Here is a 15,884-nt window from a genome sequence, read left to right on the forward strand (position 1 = left end):
TAACCATCGAGCTTGTTCATCGCCTGCCTTTGCCCGCGGTCGTCGCGATCCAGATCCCGGCAAACACCGCGACGATGCCGGCCGCCAGATTCCAGCGCAGCGGCTCGTTCAGCAGCCAGGCCCCGACCAGCGATGCCGTGATCGGATTGACCGTCAGCGAGATCGCGACGCGCGTCGGCGTCGTCCGCTCCAGCGCGAAGGCCCAGAGATAGAAGGTCAGCGCTGCGCCGAAGGCACCCAGATAGAGGGCTCCCAGCCACTGCGGCATCCCGAAGCCCGCGACGGGCGCAAAACTGCCGCGGATGGACGAGAGCAGGATGAGGCAGGCCGCGCCGGCCGCCATGCTCATGGTCGTAAAGGCGATCGGACTGGAGCGCCGGATCAGCGGCTTCGACCAGATGCCGTACAGCGCCATGCACAGTGCAGCCGCCATCATCAGGAGATCGCCGAGCCAGGCGCCCGACGGGGCTGATGTCAGGTCGGACAGAAGCGCCACAGCAACGCCAAGCGTCGCGATCACGACACCGACCGATTTGCGCCAGGTCAGGGCTTCGGCGCCGAGCGCAGCCCCGATCACGAGCGACAGCAAGGGAAGCGTCGACAGAGCCAGCGCGCCGCGCGCTGCGGTCGTGAAGATCAGCGACGCGTTGAACAGGATCGGAAACAGCGCGAAGAACAGGATGCCGAGCGCGACGGCGGCACCCCAGTCCCCTCGCTTCGGCCAGCGATCGCCGCGCAGCAGCGCCAGCGGCAGCAACAGGAGAAAGCCGATGCCGAACCGGAACGAGCCGATCGCGAGCGGATCGACGCTCCCCACGAGATAGCGCGTGGCACCAATGGACGTCCCGCCCAGCGCGCTCGACAACACGGCGGCAAGAACGCCGAGAACCTCGCCCACGATCCCTCCCGATGGCTTTCGGGCAGCATAGGAGACGCGCTGAAACGGGGAATGGAATTTCCGTCATGCCAGGATAAGTTTTCGTCATGACCGCGTCCGATCTCGACTCCGACCTTCTGAGGGCCTTCCTCGCCGTTGCCGATCATCGGTCGTTCACGCGCGCGGCCGCGATCCTCAACCGCACCCAATCGGCGGTGAGCGTCCAGATCAGGCGCCTCGAAGAGCGGCTGAACGTCAGGCTGTTTCACCGTACGAGGTCGGGCGTGGCGCTGAGCGCGGCCGGTCACGAGCTGCTCGTCTATGCAAGGCGGCTTCTCGACCTCAATGCAGAAGCGGTCGACGCGCTCCGCCCGCGCAAACCCGATGCCGTGGTCCGCCTCGGCGTGATGGACGATTACGGCACGATCGTCATTCCGCCATTGCTGGCGCATTTTGCCAGAGGTCGTCCGGAGATCCGGGTCGAGATCGAGACGGGGCTGACGGCGACGATGCCGGCCCGGCTCGGCGAAGACTATGACCTCGTCATCGCCATGCATCCGGAAGGAAGCGGCAATGGCGAACTGCTGAGACGCGAGCAGGCCGTCTGGGCCGCAGCCGCGTCCTACTCAGCCGGGCCACAGCGCCCCACGCTGCCCGTTGCACTCTACCCGCCGGGCTGCCTGTTCCGGCGGTGGGCCACAGAGGCCCTCGATGCCGCCGGCCGCCCGTGGCGGCTCGCCTTCGTCAGCCGGACACTTGCAGCGGCGGAAGCGATCGCGGCAGAGGGCCTCGCGATCACGGTCGTGAAGGCTGGCACCCTGCCCCCTCGCCTGCGCGTTCTGTCCGAGCGCGACGGCCTGCCGCCGCTGCCGGCGGCGGACATCCGCCTCCACCGCGCGCGCAACCTGTCGCGTCCGGCGGCACTGCTGGCGGATCATCTGCAGCGGGCAATTTCGCAATTGGGCGCCATATAACAGTAGATCGTAAAGGGTTGTGGCCCTATACGGCCTGCTTTGCAAAGCGCGCGTGCGAACCGGAACGGACGAGCCGTGAACATCTCCTTCTATGATCTTTCCGTCTGGGTGCTGCCGCTGGTGCTCGCGATTACCTTTCATGAGGCCGCGCACGCCTTCGTCGCGGACCGGCTTGGGGACAACACGGCCTCGCAGCTCGGCCGCGTCAGCTTCAATCCGCTTCGGCATATCGATCCGTTTGGCACCCTGATCCTGCCCGCGATGTTGCTATTCGCGCATTCGCCATTCCTATTCGGCTATGCCAAGCCGGTGCCGGTGAACTTCCGCAAGCTGAACAACCCCAGGCTCGACATGGTCTGGGTGGCGCTGGCTGGGCCCGTCACCAACATCCTGCTGGCGCTGGCCGCGGCCCTCGCCTTCCATGCCCTGCCCCTGGTGCCCGCGAGCTCGGCGAAATGGGTTGCGGACAACCTCAAGAATGCCCTCGTGATCAACGCGATCCTGGCCGTGTTCAACATGATGCCGATTCCGCCGCTCGATGGCGGACGCGTTGCGGTCGGGCTGCTGCCGCGCCCCCTCGCCGCGCCGCTGTCCCGGCTCGAGCCGTTCGGTATGCTGATCCTGATCGGCCTGTTGATCCTGCTGCCGCTTGCGGGTTCGCAGTTCGGTCTAAATCTTGATGTTATTTCAGCAATACTGCGAACGTTGACCGGTTATGTGATTCAGGCTGTTCTGTTCCTGACCGGCAACGTTTAGTTGAACAGAACACTCCTACGCCGAAGGGCCAGAGGCCGACTTGGTCAAAGCTGCCGATATGCTGATCGCGCGACGCGCCGACACCCGCGCCCGCGCCGATTTTGCCACCTGGAACATGATGGCCAAGCTCAACGGGGCGTCCGCACTGCCACCGGAGGCCCAAGAGTTCCTCGCCAGCTACAGGAACCTGCTGACGCAGATGAGCGAAAACGAGGCCAGCGAAGCCACCATCGGCGCGATCTACAGGGCCTATTATGTCGAGATGGGCGGCGCCGGATCGCCACCCGACGTCCGCACCCGTCCGCCTGAACCAGCGGCGGACAATGTTACCGCCTTCCGCCGGCCGGCGCCGAAACCGAAGAAGGCCGCCTCCTTCGGAGCGGCGGCGTTCGCCGGAAGCCAGAAACGGCCGCTCCCGGTAGCGCTGATCTTTGCGTGCCTGGTCGTGGTCTATGTCGGGATCAGGCTCTACTGGCGCTGAGCCGTCTTTTTCTTCTTCGCGTCTGGCGGAGTGAAGATGATGTCGACCGTACGTTCGAACCGGTCATCGGTCAGTCCGGCGGGCGGCTGCGGGATGGGATCGGACTTGCGGATGATCGACACCGCCGCCGCATCGTAGGCTGCGTCCCCCGACGACTCCACGACATCCACCGACAGCACGTTGCCCTTCCGGTTAATGGCGAAGCTCACCTTGACCTTCTGGTTATTGGGCACTTTGCCGTCCGGATTGACCTTGTGCAGCGCCAGATGCGCGCTGATCTTGCGGTTCCAATCGGCCGTCAGCTTCAGGATGTCCTTGCCGATACCGATGACGGGCGCCAGTGCCTTCTCGGCCTCGCGCGCATCCTCCTCGAGCGTCTGCCGCGCGGTGGCAACCGATTTCGGCGAGGCTTCGGCAGCCGGAGTCTCGACCGCCTGAATCTTCGGATCGTCCTCCGTCGGTTTCTTCGCGTTGTTCTCGGTCACGACGCGGTCGGGATCCTCGACCTCCTGAGACTGATCCTTTGGAAGCTCCGTCTCCTTGGTCTCAGCCTTCTGCTCGGGGAGCGCCTGCTGTTCCTGCATCGCTTCGCTGTCGGGTCCGGGCGGCAGATCGGTCTCGGGCGCCTTGGGCGATGCCATCTCGACGGCGAACTCTGCACCGTTGGCACCAAGGCCGTCGCCGTCGTCATCAGCCCGCAGATGCGCCAGCGCGAGCGCAGCACCACCCAGATGCAGCGCGAGCGCCGCGACCGCCGCGAGGATCCAGAGCTTCCGGGATGGCCTGACTTCGTCCGACATGGCGGGCCTCTAAGGCTGAGCGGCGCCTGGCGCAGGCGCCCCCGGCGCGCCTTCCAGAGCGACCAGTTTCACCCGTGTATAGCCGCCTGAGCGCAAGAGCTCCATAACTCCCATCAATTCGCCATACGGCACCGAACGATCGGCGCGCAGGAACACATACTTATCCTTGCTCATGTCGGACAGGCCGTCGAGGGTCCCGATCAACTCTGCCCGGTGAACCGGGTTCTCTCCGATCGCGAGCGTCAGATCGGGCTTGATGCTCAGATAGGTCGGCTTGTCCGGCTTCTTCTGCGGCGTCGCGCTCGACGTCGGCAGATCGATCGGCAGGTCGACCGTGGAGAGCGGCGCTGCGACCATGAAGATGATCAGCAGCACCAGGATGACGTCGATGAACGGCGTGACGTTGATGTCATGCGTCTCCGAGAAATCGTCGTCTTCGCCGTCGTTGTCTGCGAGCGAAACACCCATGGTTCACTCCGCTGCGCGCGAATGCACGCTGCCGTGGCTGCGGTCGAGATCGCGCGAGAGCAGCCGTCCCGCCGCGCCCGAGGCGCGGCTGACGAGCTCGAGATAGCCCTTCGTCACGCGTGAGAAATGATTGTAGATGATGACGGCGGGAATGGCGGCGACGAGGCCGATCGCGGTGGCGAGCAGCGCTTCGGCAATGCCGGGCGCGACCACGGCGAGGTTCGTGGTCTGCGACTTCGAGATTCCGATGAAGCTGTTCATGATGCCCCAGACCGTGCCGAACAGGCCCACGAAGGGCGAGGTCGAGCCGATGGTCGCAAGCACGCCCATGCCGATCCGGATGCGCCGCTGTTCCGCGCGCACGATCTCGGAAAAGCTGGAGGCCGCGCGCTCCTTGATGCCGGCATCGCTGGACAAGCCGGCCGACATCCGCGCCTCACGCAGCGCTGCCGCCAGGAAGGACGGCAGGATGCCCTGCTTGGTGCCGAGGGCTATCTGCGCTTCGGCGAGCGAGCGCGCCTCCGCAATCTTCTTCAGCGCCGACCGGAGCCTGGTAGATGCGACCGACAGCTCGATCGACTTGGCAATGAAGACGGTCCAGGTCATCAGCGAGGCGAAGGCGAGCCCGATCATCACCGCCTTCACGATGACGTCCGCCGACATGAACATCACCCAGGGCGACAATTCCTTCATGGCCGGCGCGACGGCGGCCTCATCGGGCTTTGCGGTCGTCGAAACGGTGGCTGCGGAAGGCGCCGTGGGAGCGGCTGGCGTCGACGCCGAAGGCTCCTGGGTTGCAGGCGCGGAGGCTCCTGGCGCCATCGGGGTCGGGCCGGCCGGGGCCGGCTGAGCCACCGATTGCGCCGGTGCCGGGGGGCTTTGTGTCTGGGCAGAAACGGGGGATGCGAGCCAGGTGGCCGCCAGCATCAAAGCTGCGACAAGACTTGCTCGGAAGGACATGGTCTTCATACTTCGGCCCAGTAGCGAATGAGGTTGTGATAGATACCCGTCAATTTGACCGTTTCGGGATCGTCACGCCCGAGCCGTTCCACCAGCGCCTGTATCGCGGTGTCGAGGTCAAAGATCATGCTCCGAGCTTGATCGTCCCGTATCATGCTCTGAAGCCAGAAGAAAGATGCAACACGCGTTCCCCTGGTCACTGGGGTGACCAGATGGAGGCTGGTCGAGGGATAGAGCACGCAGTCCCCGGCTGGCAACTTGACCTCGTGCGAACCATAGGCGTCCTCGATCACAAGTTCGCCACCGTCATAATCTTCCGGCTCGGCGAGGAACAGCGTGACCGACAGGTCGGTGCGGATGCGAAGGCCGGTCAGGCGGTCGCCGCGGATCGCATTGTCGACGTGCAGGCCGAAATGATGGCCGCTGCTCGCCGCATAGCGGTTGAACAGCGGCGGGAAGATCTGCAGCGGGATCGCCGCCGCAATAAAGCGCGGGTTCGAGGTCAGCGCCGAGATGATGCGGTTGCCGAGCTTGCGCGCGACCTCGCTATCCGCAGGCAACTGCTCGTTGCGCTTGACCATCGCCGACTGCGCTCCGGCGGTGGAGCGACCGTCCTCCCAGTCGCTGGCGTCCATGATGCGGCGGAAATCCGCCACATCATCCTTGCTGAGAACGCCAGGCAGGCAGGTCAACATGATCAGAACTTCGCTGTCGTCACGACGTAGAATGCCCGCCCCGGCGCGACCGCCACGAACGGAACGTTGCTGCGATAGAACGAGTCGTAATAGAGCTTGTTGGTCAGGTTCTGCGCGTAGAGCTTCATGGTCCAGTTCTGGTCGATCTTCTTCTCGACGAACGCATCGAAACGCCAATAGCTCGGCAGCTCGTTGGTGTTGGCGGCGAACGTGCCGCCATAGACCTTCGAACGGTACACCGCCTGGCCGCCAAGCTCCCAACCGCCATCGAACTTGTACTTGGTGAGCATGCTGAAGGACTGGTGGGCGATGTTGGCGAGTTGCAGCCCGATATTCGAAGCAACGCCGCTCTGCGTGACCTTCGACTGCATCAGCACCAGGCCGCCGAAGATGCTCCAGCGGTCGGTGATCTTGCCTTCCGCTTCGATGTCGATGCCCTGGATCCTGTAGGCAGCACCCGATGTAAGCAGGTTGTTGACGGTCTCGCGCGAGTTGTCCTTGGTGGTCTGGAACAGCGCACCGGTCACCAGCAAGTGGCGATCCGCAAGCTCCCATTTGGTGCCGAGTTCGATCGCCTTGTTGCGCTCGGGCCCGAGCAGGATGGTCGAGTTGGGGGGAACGCCGCCGTATTCGGTGCCGGTCGCATCCAGCTCCGACCCGAACGGATTGGCCGAAGTTGCGTAGGCGGCATAGACGCTGCCGATCGACATCGGCTTGTAGACCACACCGACGTTGTAGTTCACCAGATCGGAGTTCTGCTTCACATAGTTCGGACTGTTATTCGACGCGCTTTGGCTGTAGCCGTCATAGCGGACACCGCCATTGACGATGATCGTGTCCTGCCAGTTCGCGGTGTCCATGACGTACACGCTGCTGGTGTTGACGCCATAGCGGGTCGGATTTCCAAGCAGGGACGGCGTACCGAAGGGAATATTGGTGTATTGCGGGGAGTAGAGATTGACGTTCTGGACGGCACCGTTGCTCGTGAAAGCGGAGCCGGACAGTTCTGACGCGAGACCGGCATAGCGGTCGATCGAGATGTTCTCGTTCGAATATTCGACGCCGAACACCGCCGTGTGCTTGACCCCGCCGGTATCGAGCTTGAACGTGGCCTCGTTCTGGTTGGCCCATACGTCGACGTTTTGGTAGCGGCTCTGCGCGCTCGCCGTCGTGGTCCAGAGCAGCGGATTGGGGCTGGTCGTGTTCGGATTCTGCGGCAGCGTGCCGATGTAGTTGAGCAGCGAGTGCTCGCCGCGCACCTTGCTGGTCAGTGTGATGGCCTCGTTGACCTTGTACTCGATCGTACCGGTGCCGAAATCCTGCCGCGCGGTCTGGAAGTCGCGGTTGAGGAAGCCGTACCAGTTCTCGCGCGGAATGCCCGCCGAGGTCACCGGCACGTTGCCCTGCTTGTAATAGGGCACGCCGAAATCGGGATAGCCGCTGAGATCGGTATGGACGTAGTTCGTCGTGATCTTGATGTCGTTGGTCGGGGTGTACTTGGTCGAAATGAAGCTGCCCCAGCGATTGTCGGTGACGTAGTTGCGTCCGGCGACATTGGCGTCCTGGAACAGGCCGCCCGTGCGCACCGAGAAGGTCGGATCGATGACCTGGTTCACGTCGAGCGTGACGCGCTTGGTCATGTCGGTTCCGAACTCGCTATCTATCCGCTTGAAGTTGACGTCGCCGGCCTGCTTGGTGACGATGTTGATGGCGCCGCCGGCGGTGCCCCGGCCGGCATAGGAGGATGCCGGGCCGCGCAGAATCTCGATCTGCTCGGTGAAGAAGTTCTCGCGGATCGAGACCGCGGGATCGCGGATGCCGTCGATGAAGACGTCGTTGCGCGCGTCGAAGCCGCGGATGAAGAAGCGGTCGCCGAACGCGTTGCCGCCCTCGCCCGAGCCGAGCGTCACGCCCGCCGTCGAGCGTCCGATCTCCTTCAGCGTCGTGGCGTTCTTGTCCTCGAGCACTTCCTTGCTGAGCACCGTAATGCTCTTCGGCGTGTTCAGCATCTTCTCGGGAAACTTGCCCGAGGCCTGCACGTGATCGACCTTGTAGGGCGCCGCCGGATCGGCATAGGGATTGGCGTCGGCGGGGCCTGACGGCGTGACGGGAGCCGCCTGCTGCGCCTGCTGCCGCTGCGCGGCGCGGCGAAGCGCGTTGCGGGCACGGACCTGCTCGGGCGAAGGCTTCGAGGCCGCCGGACGCGGCCGCTCGACCGGCGCATCGACCGTCACCGGCGGCAGGTTCGACTGCTGCGCCTGCGCGCCGCCCGACACCGACGCCACCGCGATCAAGCTCGCGACCGCCGAAGCTTTTTTGCCGGAAACGCCCGCGAACCTCTCGTCCATCAAATCGAATGCTGCGACCGAACGCAACGACTTCGGTGCGACCACCTGCCCCATTACCAAACGCCCCACATTCCTGTTCGCTCATTCACTTCGACGAACGATGGCTGTTGGTATCGGCCACAAAATAGCGGGTCAATGCGAGCCGCTCGCGAGAACCCTTGAATCAATCCAGATCAAAGCGATTCTAAACTGCAGTTTGAAATCGTTCTAAGATCGAGATTGGACTTGTTCTAAGGACAACGCAGAAAGACGTTCGCTCTCAGTCGCTGCTCGGCGGCTTCATCAGCGAAAACAATTCGTCGACGGTCTTCTGCGCGACGGCGCGCACGCGATCAGTGCTGTCCATGCCGGCGATGTTGACGCCGTTCACGACGGCTTTGATCTCGTCGCGAAAGTCGGTGAGGAAGCGCAAGGGATGGCGCTGCTCGTTGGCGACACGCGCGATCAATCCCGTGATCAGAATCTGACACGCGATCAGCTTGCCGTTCAGCTCGTCCATCCTGCGCTCCATTCATGGCGGCGCCGATATGAACGATGCCGAAATCCCTGACAACCGAAACGGCCTCCGCGCGATTTAGAACCGTTCTCGCGATTGATCCGAACCAGGACTCAGCGCGGCGCCATCAGGCCTGAGCACACCGCCATCGGAGCGGCGCAAGAGGTGACACGCCGATCGGTCGCGGCCGGCAAAAATGCAGCTCTGCACAGCGCGGCGCCAGAGCACTGCCCAGGGGGTGCAAAGCTTTCCAATTGTTTAGGTTTCCGAACTGATAGTGCTGTTTACACTGGAACTTGGCGTGTATTATACAAGCGCGCTGGAACCGTATCATTGGCCCCATATTTCGTAAGCGTAGGGCACGAGAGCCGACACGAGACGACATGAAAAAGTCCCGGCCGATCCTCTGGATTTTGATCATCGCGGCCGTGGCCTCCGCAGGTTACTATGGATGGCAGAGATTTGGCTCGGCCGGACAGACCCAGACAGCGCAAAAGGCGGCGCCCCGCCCGTCCGCTATTCCCGTCAGCGTCGCGCCGGTCCAGAAGACCGACTTCCCGGTCTACCTGACCGGTCTCGGCACGGTCCAGGGCTTCAACACCGTCCAGGTTCGCAGCCGGGTCGACGGCCAGATCATCAGGCTCGAGTTCAGAGAGGGCCAGATCGTCCAGCAGGGCGACCTTCTGGTCTCGATCGATCCCCGGCCTTATCAAGCCGCGCTTGACCAGGCCAAGGCCAAGAAGGCGCAGGACGAGGCAAACCTCGCCAACGCCAATCTAGAGCTTCAGCGCGCCGTGAAGCTCGGCGAATTCGCAACAACACAGCGGGTGGATACCCAACGCTCCACGGTCGCCCAACTCACCGCGCAGATCGCCGCCGACGAGGCCGCGATCGCCAACGCCCAGACCCAGCTCGACTACACGCAGATCAAGGCACCGATCACCGGGGTCGCAGGGCTCCGCCAGGTCGACATCGGCAACATCGTCAACGCCTCGACCCAGACGGGCATCGTCACGATATCGCAGGTCGAACCGATCACCGTGATCTTCACCGCTCCGGAAGACCAGCTCCCCTATATCAGCGAAGGCCAGAAGGCCGGCGCGCTGAAGGTGATCGCCTTCACGACCGACGGCAAGAAGACGCTGGCCGAGGGCAAGCTCGCGGTCATCAACAACCAGGTCGACACGACCAGCGGAACGATCCGTCTCAAGGCGGTGTTCGACAACAAGGACCACGCGCTGTGGCCGGGACAGTCGGTTTCCACGCGGCTCCTGGTGCGGACGCTGAAGGATGCCACCGTTGTTCCTGATGACGCGGTCCAGCATTCCACCAACGGCCTCTACGCCTATACGGTCAATCAGGACAACAAGGCCGAGGTTCACAAGGTCAAGGTCAGCTATGGCATCGACGGACGTTCGGTCATCGAGGAAGGCTTGAGCCCGGGCCAGCAGGTGATCGTCGGCGGCCAGTTCAAGGTCCAGCCCGGAAGCCTCGTGTCGACGGCAGTGGCAAGCTCCGATCCGGCCCAGAGCAAGGTACGACAGGAATGACCGAAGGCGGGATTTCGGCACCTTTCATCCGTTATCCCATCGGCACCTCGCTGCTGATGGCGGGGATCCTCTTCGTCGGTCTCGTCGCCTATCCGCTGCTTCCGGTTGCGCCGCTGCCGCAGGTGGACTTTCCGACCATCCAGATCACCGCCAACCTGCCCGGCGGCAGCCCCGAGACGATGGCCTCGTCGGTGGCGCAGCCGCTGGAGCGGCAGTTCGCCCAGATCCCCGGCATCGCTCAGATGACCTCGACGAGCTATCTGGGCACGGCGTCGATCACCATCCAGTTCGACCTCAACCGCAACATCGACGCTGCTGCCAACGACGTGCAGGGCGCAATCAACGCCGCAGGCGGTCAACTGCCGAAGAACCTGCCCTCGCCGCCGACCTATCGCAAGGTCAACCCGGCGGACGCGCCAATCCTGATTCTGTCCGCGACGTCGGACACGCTCCCGCTCACCACGGTCAGCGACTCCGTGGACGCCCAGCTTGCCCAGCAGATCAGCCAGATCTCGGGCGTCGCACAGGTCTTCATCGGCGGTCAGCAGAAGCCGGCCATCCGCGTCCAAATCGATCCGGCCAAGCTCGTCGCCAAGGGGCTATCGCTGGAGGACGTGCGCAGCCAGATCGCAATCACCACGGTCGACAGCCCCAAGGGCAACATCGACGGGGAGCGGCGCGCCTATACGATTTACGCCAACGACCAGTTGACGGACGCCAAGGACTGGAACGACGTCATCATCGCCTACCGCAACGGCGGACCACTGAGGATCCGCGACATCGGGCAGGCGATCAGAGGCCCCGAGGACGCAAAGCAGGCCGCCTGGGCCAACGGGAAGCGCGGCGTGTTCCTCGTCGTGTTCAAGCAGCCCGGCGCCAACGTCATCGAGACTGTCGACCGCATCAAGGCAACGTTGCCGCGCCTGGTTGCGGCAATCCCGAACGCCATCAAGATCGAGCTGATGAGCGATCGTACGCAAACGATCCGCGCTGCGGTGGATGACGTCCAGTTCACCCTGCTCCTCACTGTCTTCCTCGTGGTGATGGTGATCTTCATCTTCCTGCGCAGCTTTTGGGCGACGGTAATCCCGGCCGTGACCGTGCCGCTCGCCCTGCTCGGCGCCTGCGCCATGATGTGGGTTGCGGGCTATACGCTCGACAATCTCTCATTGATGGCCCTGACAATCGCGGTTGGATTTGTCGTCGACGATGCCATCGTCATGCTCGAAAACATCTCGCGCTATGTCGAGCAGGGTGAATCGCCGATGGCCGCAGCCTACCGGGGCGCGAAGGAAATCGGGTTCACGATCGTCTCGATCAGCATCTCGCTGGTCGCGGTGCTGATCCCGCTCCTGTTGATGGGCGGCATCATCGGACGACTGTTCCGCGAATTCGCGGTCGTGCTGGCGATGACGATATTCGTGTCGATGTTCGTCTCCCTCACGCTGACGCCCATGATGGCCTCGCGCTTCCTGCGCGCGCATGGCGAGGTCAAGCACGGCCGGATTTTCCAGTGGAGCGAACGCGGATTCGACGCGCTATTGCGCGGTTACGAATACGTGCTCGACATCGCGCTGAACTGGAAGCGCACCACGCTTGCCGTATTCTTCATGACACTCGCGCTGTCGGTCTACCTCTTCATTCTGATCCCCAAGGGCTTCTTCCCGCAGCAGGATAATGGACTGATCACCGCGACCTCGGAGGCCTCGCAGGATATTTCGTTCAAGGAGATGCGGACGAAGCAGGAGGCGCTCGGCAGGATCGTCCTGTCCGATCCGGACGTTGCCGCTGTTGCCAGCGTGATCGGCGGCAGCGGCCGAGCCGGCAACAACGGCGCCCTGTACATCACCTTGAAGCCACGCAACGAGCGCGAGGCCTCTGCTCAGCAGATCATCGCGCGGCTGCGTCCGCAGTTCGACAAGGTTGAGGGCGCCCGGCTTTACATGCAGGCGGCCCAGGACGTGCGGCTCGGCGGCCGGCCGACGCGCACGCAGTTCGAATTCACGCTGCAGGACGCCAATCTTGACGAGCTCAACGAATGGGCACCCAAGATCCTCGCCAAAATGCAGACCCTGCCGGAGCTGCGCGACGTCGCGACCGACCAGCAGACCCAGGGCACAACGGTGCAGCTCAAGATCAACCGCGACACCGCCGCCCGCTACGGAATCCAGCCGCAGCTGATCGACGACACGCTCTATGACGCCTTCGGACAGCGGCAGGTCACGCAGTATTTCACCCAGCTCAACACCTACAAGGTCATTCTCGAAATCCTGCCGGAGATGCAGGGCAATCTCGACAGCTTGAATAAGCTTTATCTGAAATCGCCATTGACCGGCGACCAGGTGCCGCTGTCGACCTTCGCAACCTGGACCACCGACCCGGTCCGTCCGCTCTCGATCAGCCATCAAGGCCAGTTCCCATCGATCACGATCAGCTTCAACCTGGCGCAAGGCGTGGCGCTCGGCCAGGCCACGGAGGCGGTGCAGCGGGCAATGGCCGATCTCGGCGCACCGCCGACGCTGAACTCCAGCTTCCAGGGCACCGCGCAGGCGTTCCAGCAGTCGCTCGGCACCGTGCCGCTCTTGATCCTCGCCGCCCTCGTCGTGGTCTACCTGATCCTCGGCATTCTCTACGAGAGCTACATCCACCCGATCACGATCCTGTCGACGCTGCCCTCGGCCGGCGTCGGCGCGCTCGCAATCCTGATGGCGGCGGGTTTCGACTTCAGCCTGATCGCGCTTATCGGCATCATTCTCTTGATCGGCATCGTCAAGAAGAACGGCATCATGATGGTCGACTTCGCGATTGCCGCCGAACGCGACGAGCACAAGACGCCGGAGGAATCGATCCGGCAGGCCGCGTTGTTGCGTTTCCGTCCGATCATGATGACGACGATGGCCGCGCTTCTGGGCGGCGTGCCCTTGATGCTCGGTCACGGCACCGGCGCCGAGATCCGTCAGCCGCTCGGCTACGCCATGGTCGGCGGCCTGATCGTCAGCCAGGCGCTGACGCTGTTCACCACGCCGGTGGTTTATCTCTATCTCGACAAGCTCAACAACTGGTTCGCCACTTGGGGCCGTTCGGGCGACGGCGAAGGCGACGAGGCCCCCGAGCACGGCAGCGTCAAGGAAGCAGCCGAGTAAGCTTGCGCTGCGGCTTCCGCGACGCTACAGCGAGGCGCCTGTTTCACGCCAGCGCAGTTTCGCCATGCTCATGCAATCCAGACTTGTCACCCTTGCCGCAGCTGTCTTATTGTCAATTGGCGCTGCGCATGCCCAGCAGGGCGTCAAGAGGAACACCGCGCCCCCTGCCCCGGCCACACAGCCTTCGCCTGCCCCGACGCAATCACAGTCGGACGGCACTCCCGGGCAGTCCGGCTGGGTCGTCCGCTGCACCAGCGCCAGCCGCGATGCGCCGCTCGAATGCGCGATGGAGCAGAACGCGGTGCTGACCAAGACCGGCCAGACCGTGCTCCTCGTCAACATCCGCATCGCGCCCGACACCCGCACGCCGGTGGCGCTGCTGCAATTGCCGCTTGGCCTCAACCTTCCCATCGGCGCCAAGCTCCAGGTCGACGAGGGCAAGACGGTCGATCTCCAGATCCAGACCTGCGAGAACCGCGGCTGCTACGCCTCGACCCCTGTCACGCCGGACCTGCTCGCCGCCTTGCGGTCAGGCAAGCAGCTGAAGGTCTCCTTCCAGAACATGGCCAAGGAGACGATCGCGATCCCGATGCCGCTGGGCGATTTCTCGGCCGCTTACGACAAGATCAAGTAGCCGCTCCACCTCACGTCACGACGTCGCTCGCCCGGAGCAGCGTCGTGAAGCCGCCATAGATCATGCGCTTGCCGTCGAACGGCATGCCCTCCATTTTCAACCGGGGATCGGCCATCACCTTCTTGTTGATGGCATCGCGGCTCTCCCGGTCCCGGTAGACGATCCAGGCGAACACCAAGATCTCGTCCTCCTTCGCCATCACCGCGCGCGGAAACGAGGTCAGTTCGCCATAGGGAACGTCGTCGCCGATGCATTCGACATAATCGAGCGCGCCGTGCTCCATCCAGATGGCGCAGGCGGTCGTCGCCATCGCCTTGTAGGCCTCGATATTGGCCTTCGGCACGGCGAGAACGAAACCATCGACATACGGCATTTGCGGATCTCCTTGGGTTGTCCAGCCCTAGGACGATGGAGCACGCCGCGATCCGACTTGGACACGCGAATACCAGGTGAGGCAAACCGCCGCGCGTGAAGGCGCGGTGAACCTGGCGTCTACGCCCGAACCTTTGAAACATGCCGTCGAAGAGCGCCGAGACTGGCTGGGGAACCTGGATTCGAACCAAGACAAACAGAGTCAGAGTCTGTTGTGCTACCGTTACACCATTCCCCAACGGAATAGCCGAACAAATTCAAGGGCTTGCCGATTTGCTCGACTAGGGCCGGGAAGCGCAGCGCGCAAATCACGGCTCAGGCGTGGCAGCGTTCTACCCGCTCGTATCTGGGCTGGCAAGCGCTGCATGATGATCGGCTCAAAGCCCGTTTGATCAGACGACGATGCGGTCGAAGTCCGCCGCGATCCGGGTGTTCGGGAAGATCCTTGCCGCCTCGGCGAGGATCTCCTCGTCTTCGTAGCGGCCCGACATATGGGTCAACACGAGCTGGCCGACGTTGTTGATGGCGGCAAAGGAAGCCGCTTCAGCCGCGGTGAGATGACCGTAGCTCCGCGCGGTCGGCGCGTCGCGATCGAGGAACGTCGCCTCGATCACCAGCATGTCGGCGTCGGCAACGTATTGCGACAGCCCTTCGGTGGTCTCGGTGTCGCCGATCACGACGAGCTTCCTGCCGCCGCTCGGCGGGCCGAGGACGTCATCCGGGTCGACGGTTCGGTCGGCAAGCACGACCGGGCGACCCGCGGCCAATTCGCCGCGCAAGGGACCGTCGGGGACACCAAGCGCCATGAGCCGATCAGGCCGAAGACGACGGCGCGCGGGGCTTTGGAAGACGAAACCAAAACTGTCGGTGTCGCGATGGCGAACCGGAAAACAGTCGATGGTGAATTCACCGGCGTCGACGACCTGTCCTGCGGTCAGCGGCGCGAACTCGACCGGGATCGGCGCCCTGCCCGCGCCCCACAGGCCTGCGAGCATTCGGATGACGATGTCGAGCGTTCCTTCCCCGCCGTGAATTGTCATCACGTCGGAAGTCTGCCGCAAGCCCAGCGTCGAGAACAGGCCGGGGATGCCGAGCATGTGATCGAGATGCGCGTGCGTCAGCAACATGCGGTCGAGCCGCCGAAAGCCGGCGCCGCTGCACAACAACTGGCGCTGCGTGCCCTCACCGCAATCGACCAGGACACGCTTGCCTGCGGCCTCCACGAGGAGCGCGGGATGGTTGCGCTCGGCCGAGGGAACGCTGGCGGAGGTCCCGAGAAATGTCAGGGCGAACATGGTCGTCACTAGCCCAGAAGGTGGTTGAGGCCGCC

General features: G+C 63.6%; 15 protein-coding genes and 1 tRNA gene. 6 read left to right on the forward strand and 10 right to left on the reverse strand.

What is annotated here, in order from left to right; all coding sequences use genetic code 11:
• Positions 1-16 precede the first annotated feature (16 nt).
• Positions 17-898 (reverse strand): DMT family transporter, encoded by an 882-nt coding sequence (locus EDE08_RS25910; protein ID WP_131871418.1) that lies wholly within the window; start codon positions 896-898, stop codon positions 17-19.
• Between the two features lie 86 nt (positions 899-984).
• On the opposite strand from EDE08_RS25910, the gene EDE08_RS25915 reads away from it, so the two are divergent.
• From EDE08_RS25915 to EDE08_RS25925, 3 genes are all read left to right on the forward strand, one after another.
• Entirely contained in the window at positions 985-1,851 is an 867-nt protein-coding gene (locus EDE08_RS25915) for a LysR family transcriptional regulator (protein WP_131871417.1), read from the forward strand.
• A gap of 75 nt (positions 1,852-1,926) precedes the next feature.
• Positions 1,927-2,607, forward strand: a complete 681-nt coding sequence (locus tag EDE08_RS25920; RefSeq protein ID WP_061876814.1) for a site-2 protease family protein — start codon at positions 1,927-1,929, stop codon at positions 2,605-2,607.
• A 58-nt stretch (positions 2,608-2,665) separates the two neighbouring features.
• A complete protein-coding gene (locus EDE08_RS25925) occupies positions 2,666-3,088 on the forward strand; it encodes a hypothetical protein (protein ID WP_035674567.1) in 423 nt (140 codons plus the stop codon).
• Here EDE08_RS25925 and EDE08_RS25930 read toward each other — a convergent pair.
• The 6 genes from EDE08_RS25930 to EDE08_RS25955 form a co-directional block, all read right to left on the reverse strand.
• Positions 3,076-3,888 (reverse strand): energy transducer TonB, encoded by an 813-nt coding sequence (locus EDE08_RS25930; protein WP_131871416.1) that lies wholly within the window; start codon positions 3,886-3,888, stop codon positions 3,076-3,078. The genes EDE08_RS25925 and EDE08_RS25930 overlap by 13 nt on opposite strands.
• 9 nt (positions 3,889-3,897) lie before the next feature.
• Positions 3,898-4,356, reverse strand: a complete 459-nt coding sequence (gene exbD / locus EDE08_RS25935; RefSeq protein ID WP_061876817.1) for a TonB system transport protein ExbD — start codon at positions 4,354-4,356, stop codon at positions 3,898-3,900.
• 3 nt (positions 4,357-4,359) lie between these two features.
• A complete protein-coding gene (gene exbB, locus EDE08_RS25940) occupies positions 4,360-5,325 on the reverse strand; it encodes a tonB-system energizer ExbB (RefSeq protein ID WP_131871415.1) in 966 nt (321 codons plus the stop codon).
• Positions 5,322-6,011 (reverse strand): Fe2+-dependent dioxygenase, encoded by a 690-nt coding sequence (locus tag EDE08_RS25945; RefSeq protein WP_131871414.1) that lies wholly within the window; start codon positions 6,009-6,011, stop codon positions 5,322-5,324. Before EDE08_RS25945 ends, exbB begins: the two co-directional genes overlap by 4 nt.
• A 2-nt stretch (positions 6,012-6,013) precedes the next feature.
• The gene (locus EDE08_RS25950) at positions 6,014-8,413 is read right to left on the reverse strand and encodes a TonB-dependent receptor (RefSeq protein WP_131871413.1); all 2,400 of its coding nucleotides are present in this window, start codon (positions 8,411-8,413) and stop codon (positions 6,014-6,016) included.
• Positions 8,414-8,618: 205 nt separating this feature from the next.
• The gene (locus EDE08_RS25955; protein ID WP_131871412.1) at positions 8,619-8,858 is read right to left on the reverse strand and encodes a hypothetical protein; all 240 of its coding nucleotides are present in this window, start codon (positions 8,856-8,858) and stop codon (positions 8,619-8,621) included.
• Between the two features lie 380 nt (positions 8,859-9,238).
• Here EDE08_RS25955 and EDE08_RS25960 point away from each other — a divergent pair, with 380 nt between their 5' ends.
• From EDE08_RS25960 to EDE08_RS25970, 3 genes are all read left to right on the forward strand, one after another.
• Positions 9,239-10,405 carry an efflux RND transporter periplasmic adaptor subunit gene (locus EDE08_RS25960; RefSeq protein ID WP_131871411.1) on the forward strand — a complete coding sequence of 389 codons (1,167 nt, stop codon included), beginning with the start codon at positions 9,239-9,241 and terminating at the stop codon, positions 10,403-10,405.
• On the forward strand, positions 10,402-13,548 hold the full coding sequence (locus EDE08_RS25965; RefSeq protein WP_131871410.1) for a multidrug efflux RND transporter permease subunit: 3,147 nt from the start codon (positions 10,402-10,404) through the stop codon (positions 13,546-13,548). The genes EDE08_RS25960 and EDE08_RS25965 overlap by 4 nt, the downstream gene beginning before the upstream one ends.
• Before the next feature lie 64 nt (positions 13,549-13,612).
• Positions 13,613-14,182 carry an invasion associated locus B family protein gene (locus EDE08_RS25970; protein ID WP_165936154.1) on the forward strand — a complete coding sequence of 190 codons (570 nt, stop codon included), beginning with the start codon at positions 13,613-13,615 and terminating at the stop codon, positions 14,180-14,182.
• A 10-nt stretch (positions 14,183-14,192) separates the two neighbouring features.
• On the opposite strand, the gene EDE08_RS25975 is transcribed toward EDE08_RS25970, so the two are convergent.
• The 3 genes from EDE08_RS25975 to rnz all read right to left on the reverse strand — a co-directional run bounded on the left by EDE08_RS25975 (position 14,193) and on the right by rnz (position 15,849).
• Positions 14,193-14,555 carry a DUF1428 domain-containing protein gene (locus EDE08_RS25975; RefSeq protein WP_131871409.1) on the reverse strand — a complete coding sequence of 121 codons (363 nt, stop codon included), beginning with the start codon at positions 14,553-14,555 and terminating at the stop codon, positions 14,193-14,195.
• Between the two features lie 163 nt (positions 14,556-14,718).
• Positions 14,719-14,792: transfer RNA gene (locus EDE08_RS25980), tRNA-Gln, on the reverse strand.
• Positions 14,793-14,946: 154 nt separating this feature from the next.
• Positions 14,947-15,849: a ribonuclease Z gene (gene rnz, locus EDE08_RS25985; RefSeq protein WP_131871408.1), complete on the reverse strand. Its 903-nt coding sequence runs from the start codon at positions 15,847-15,849 to the stop codon at positions 14,947-14,949.
• Positions 15,850-15,884: the final 35 nt, after the last annotated feature.

The sequence above is a fragment of the Bradyrhizobium sp. R2.2-H genome, assembly GCF_004346455.1.
Classification (GTDB): Bacteria; Pseudomonadota; Alphaproteobacteria; order Rhizobiales; family Xanthobacteraceae; genus Bradyrhizobium; species Bradyrhizobium diversitatis.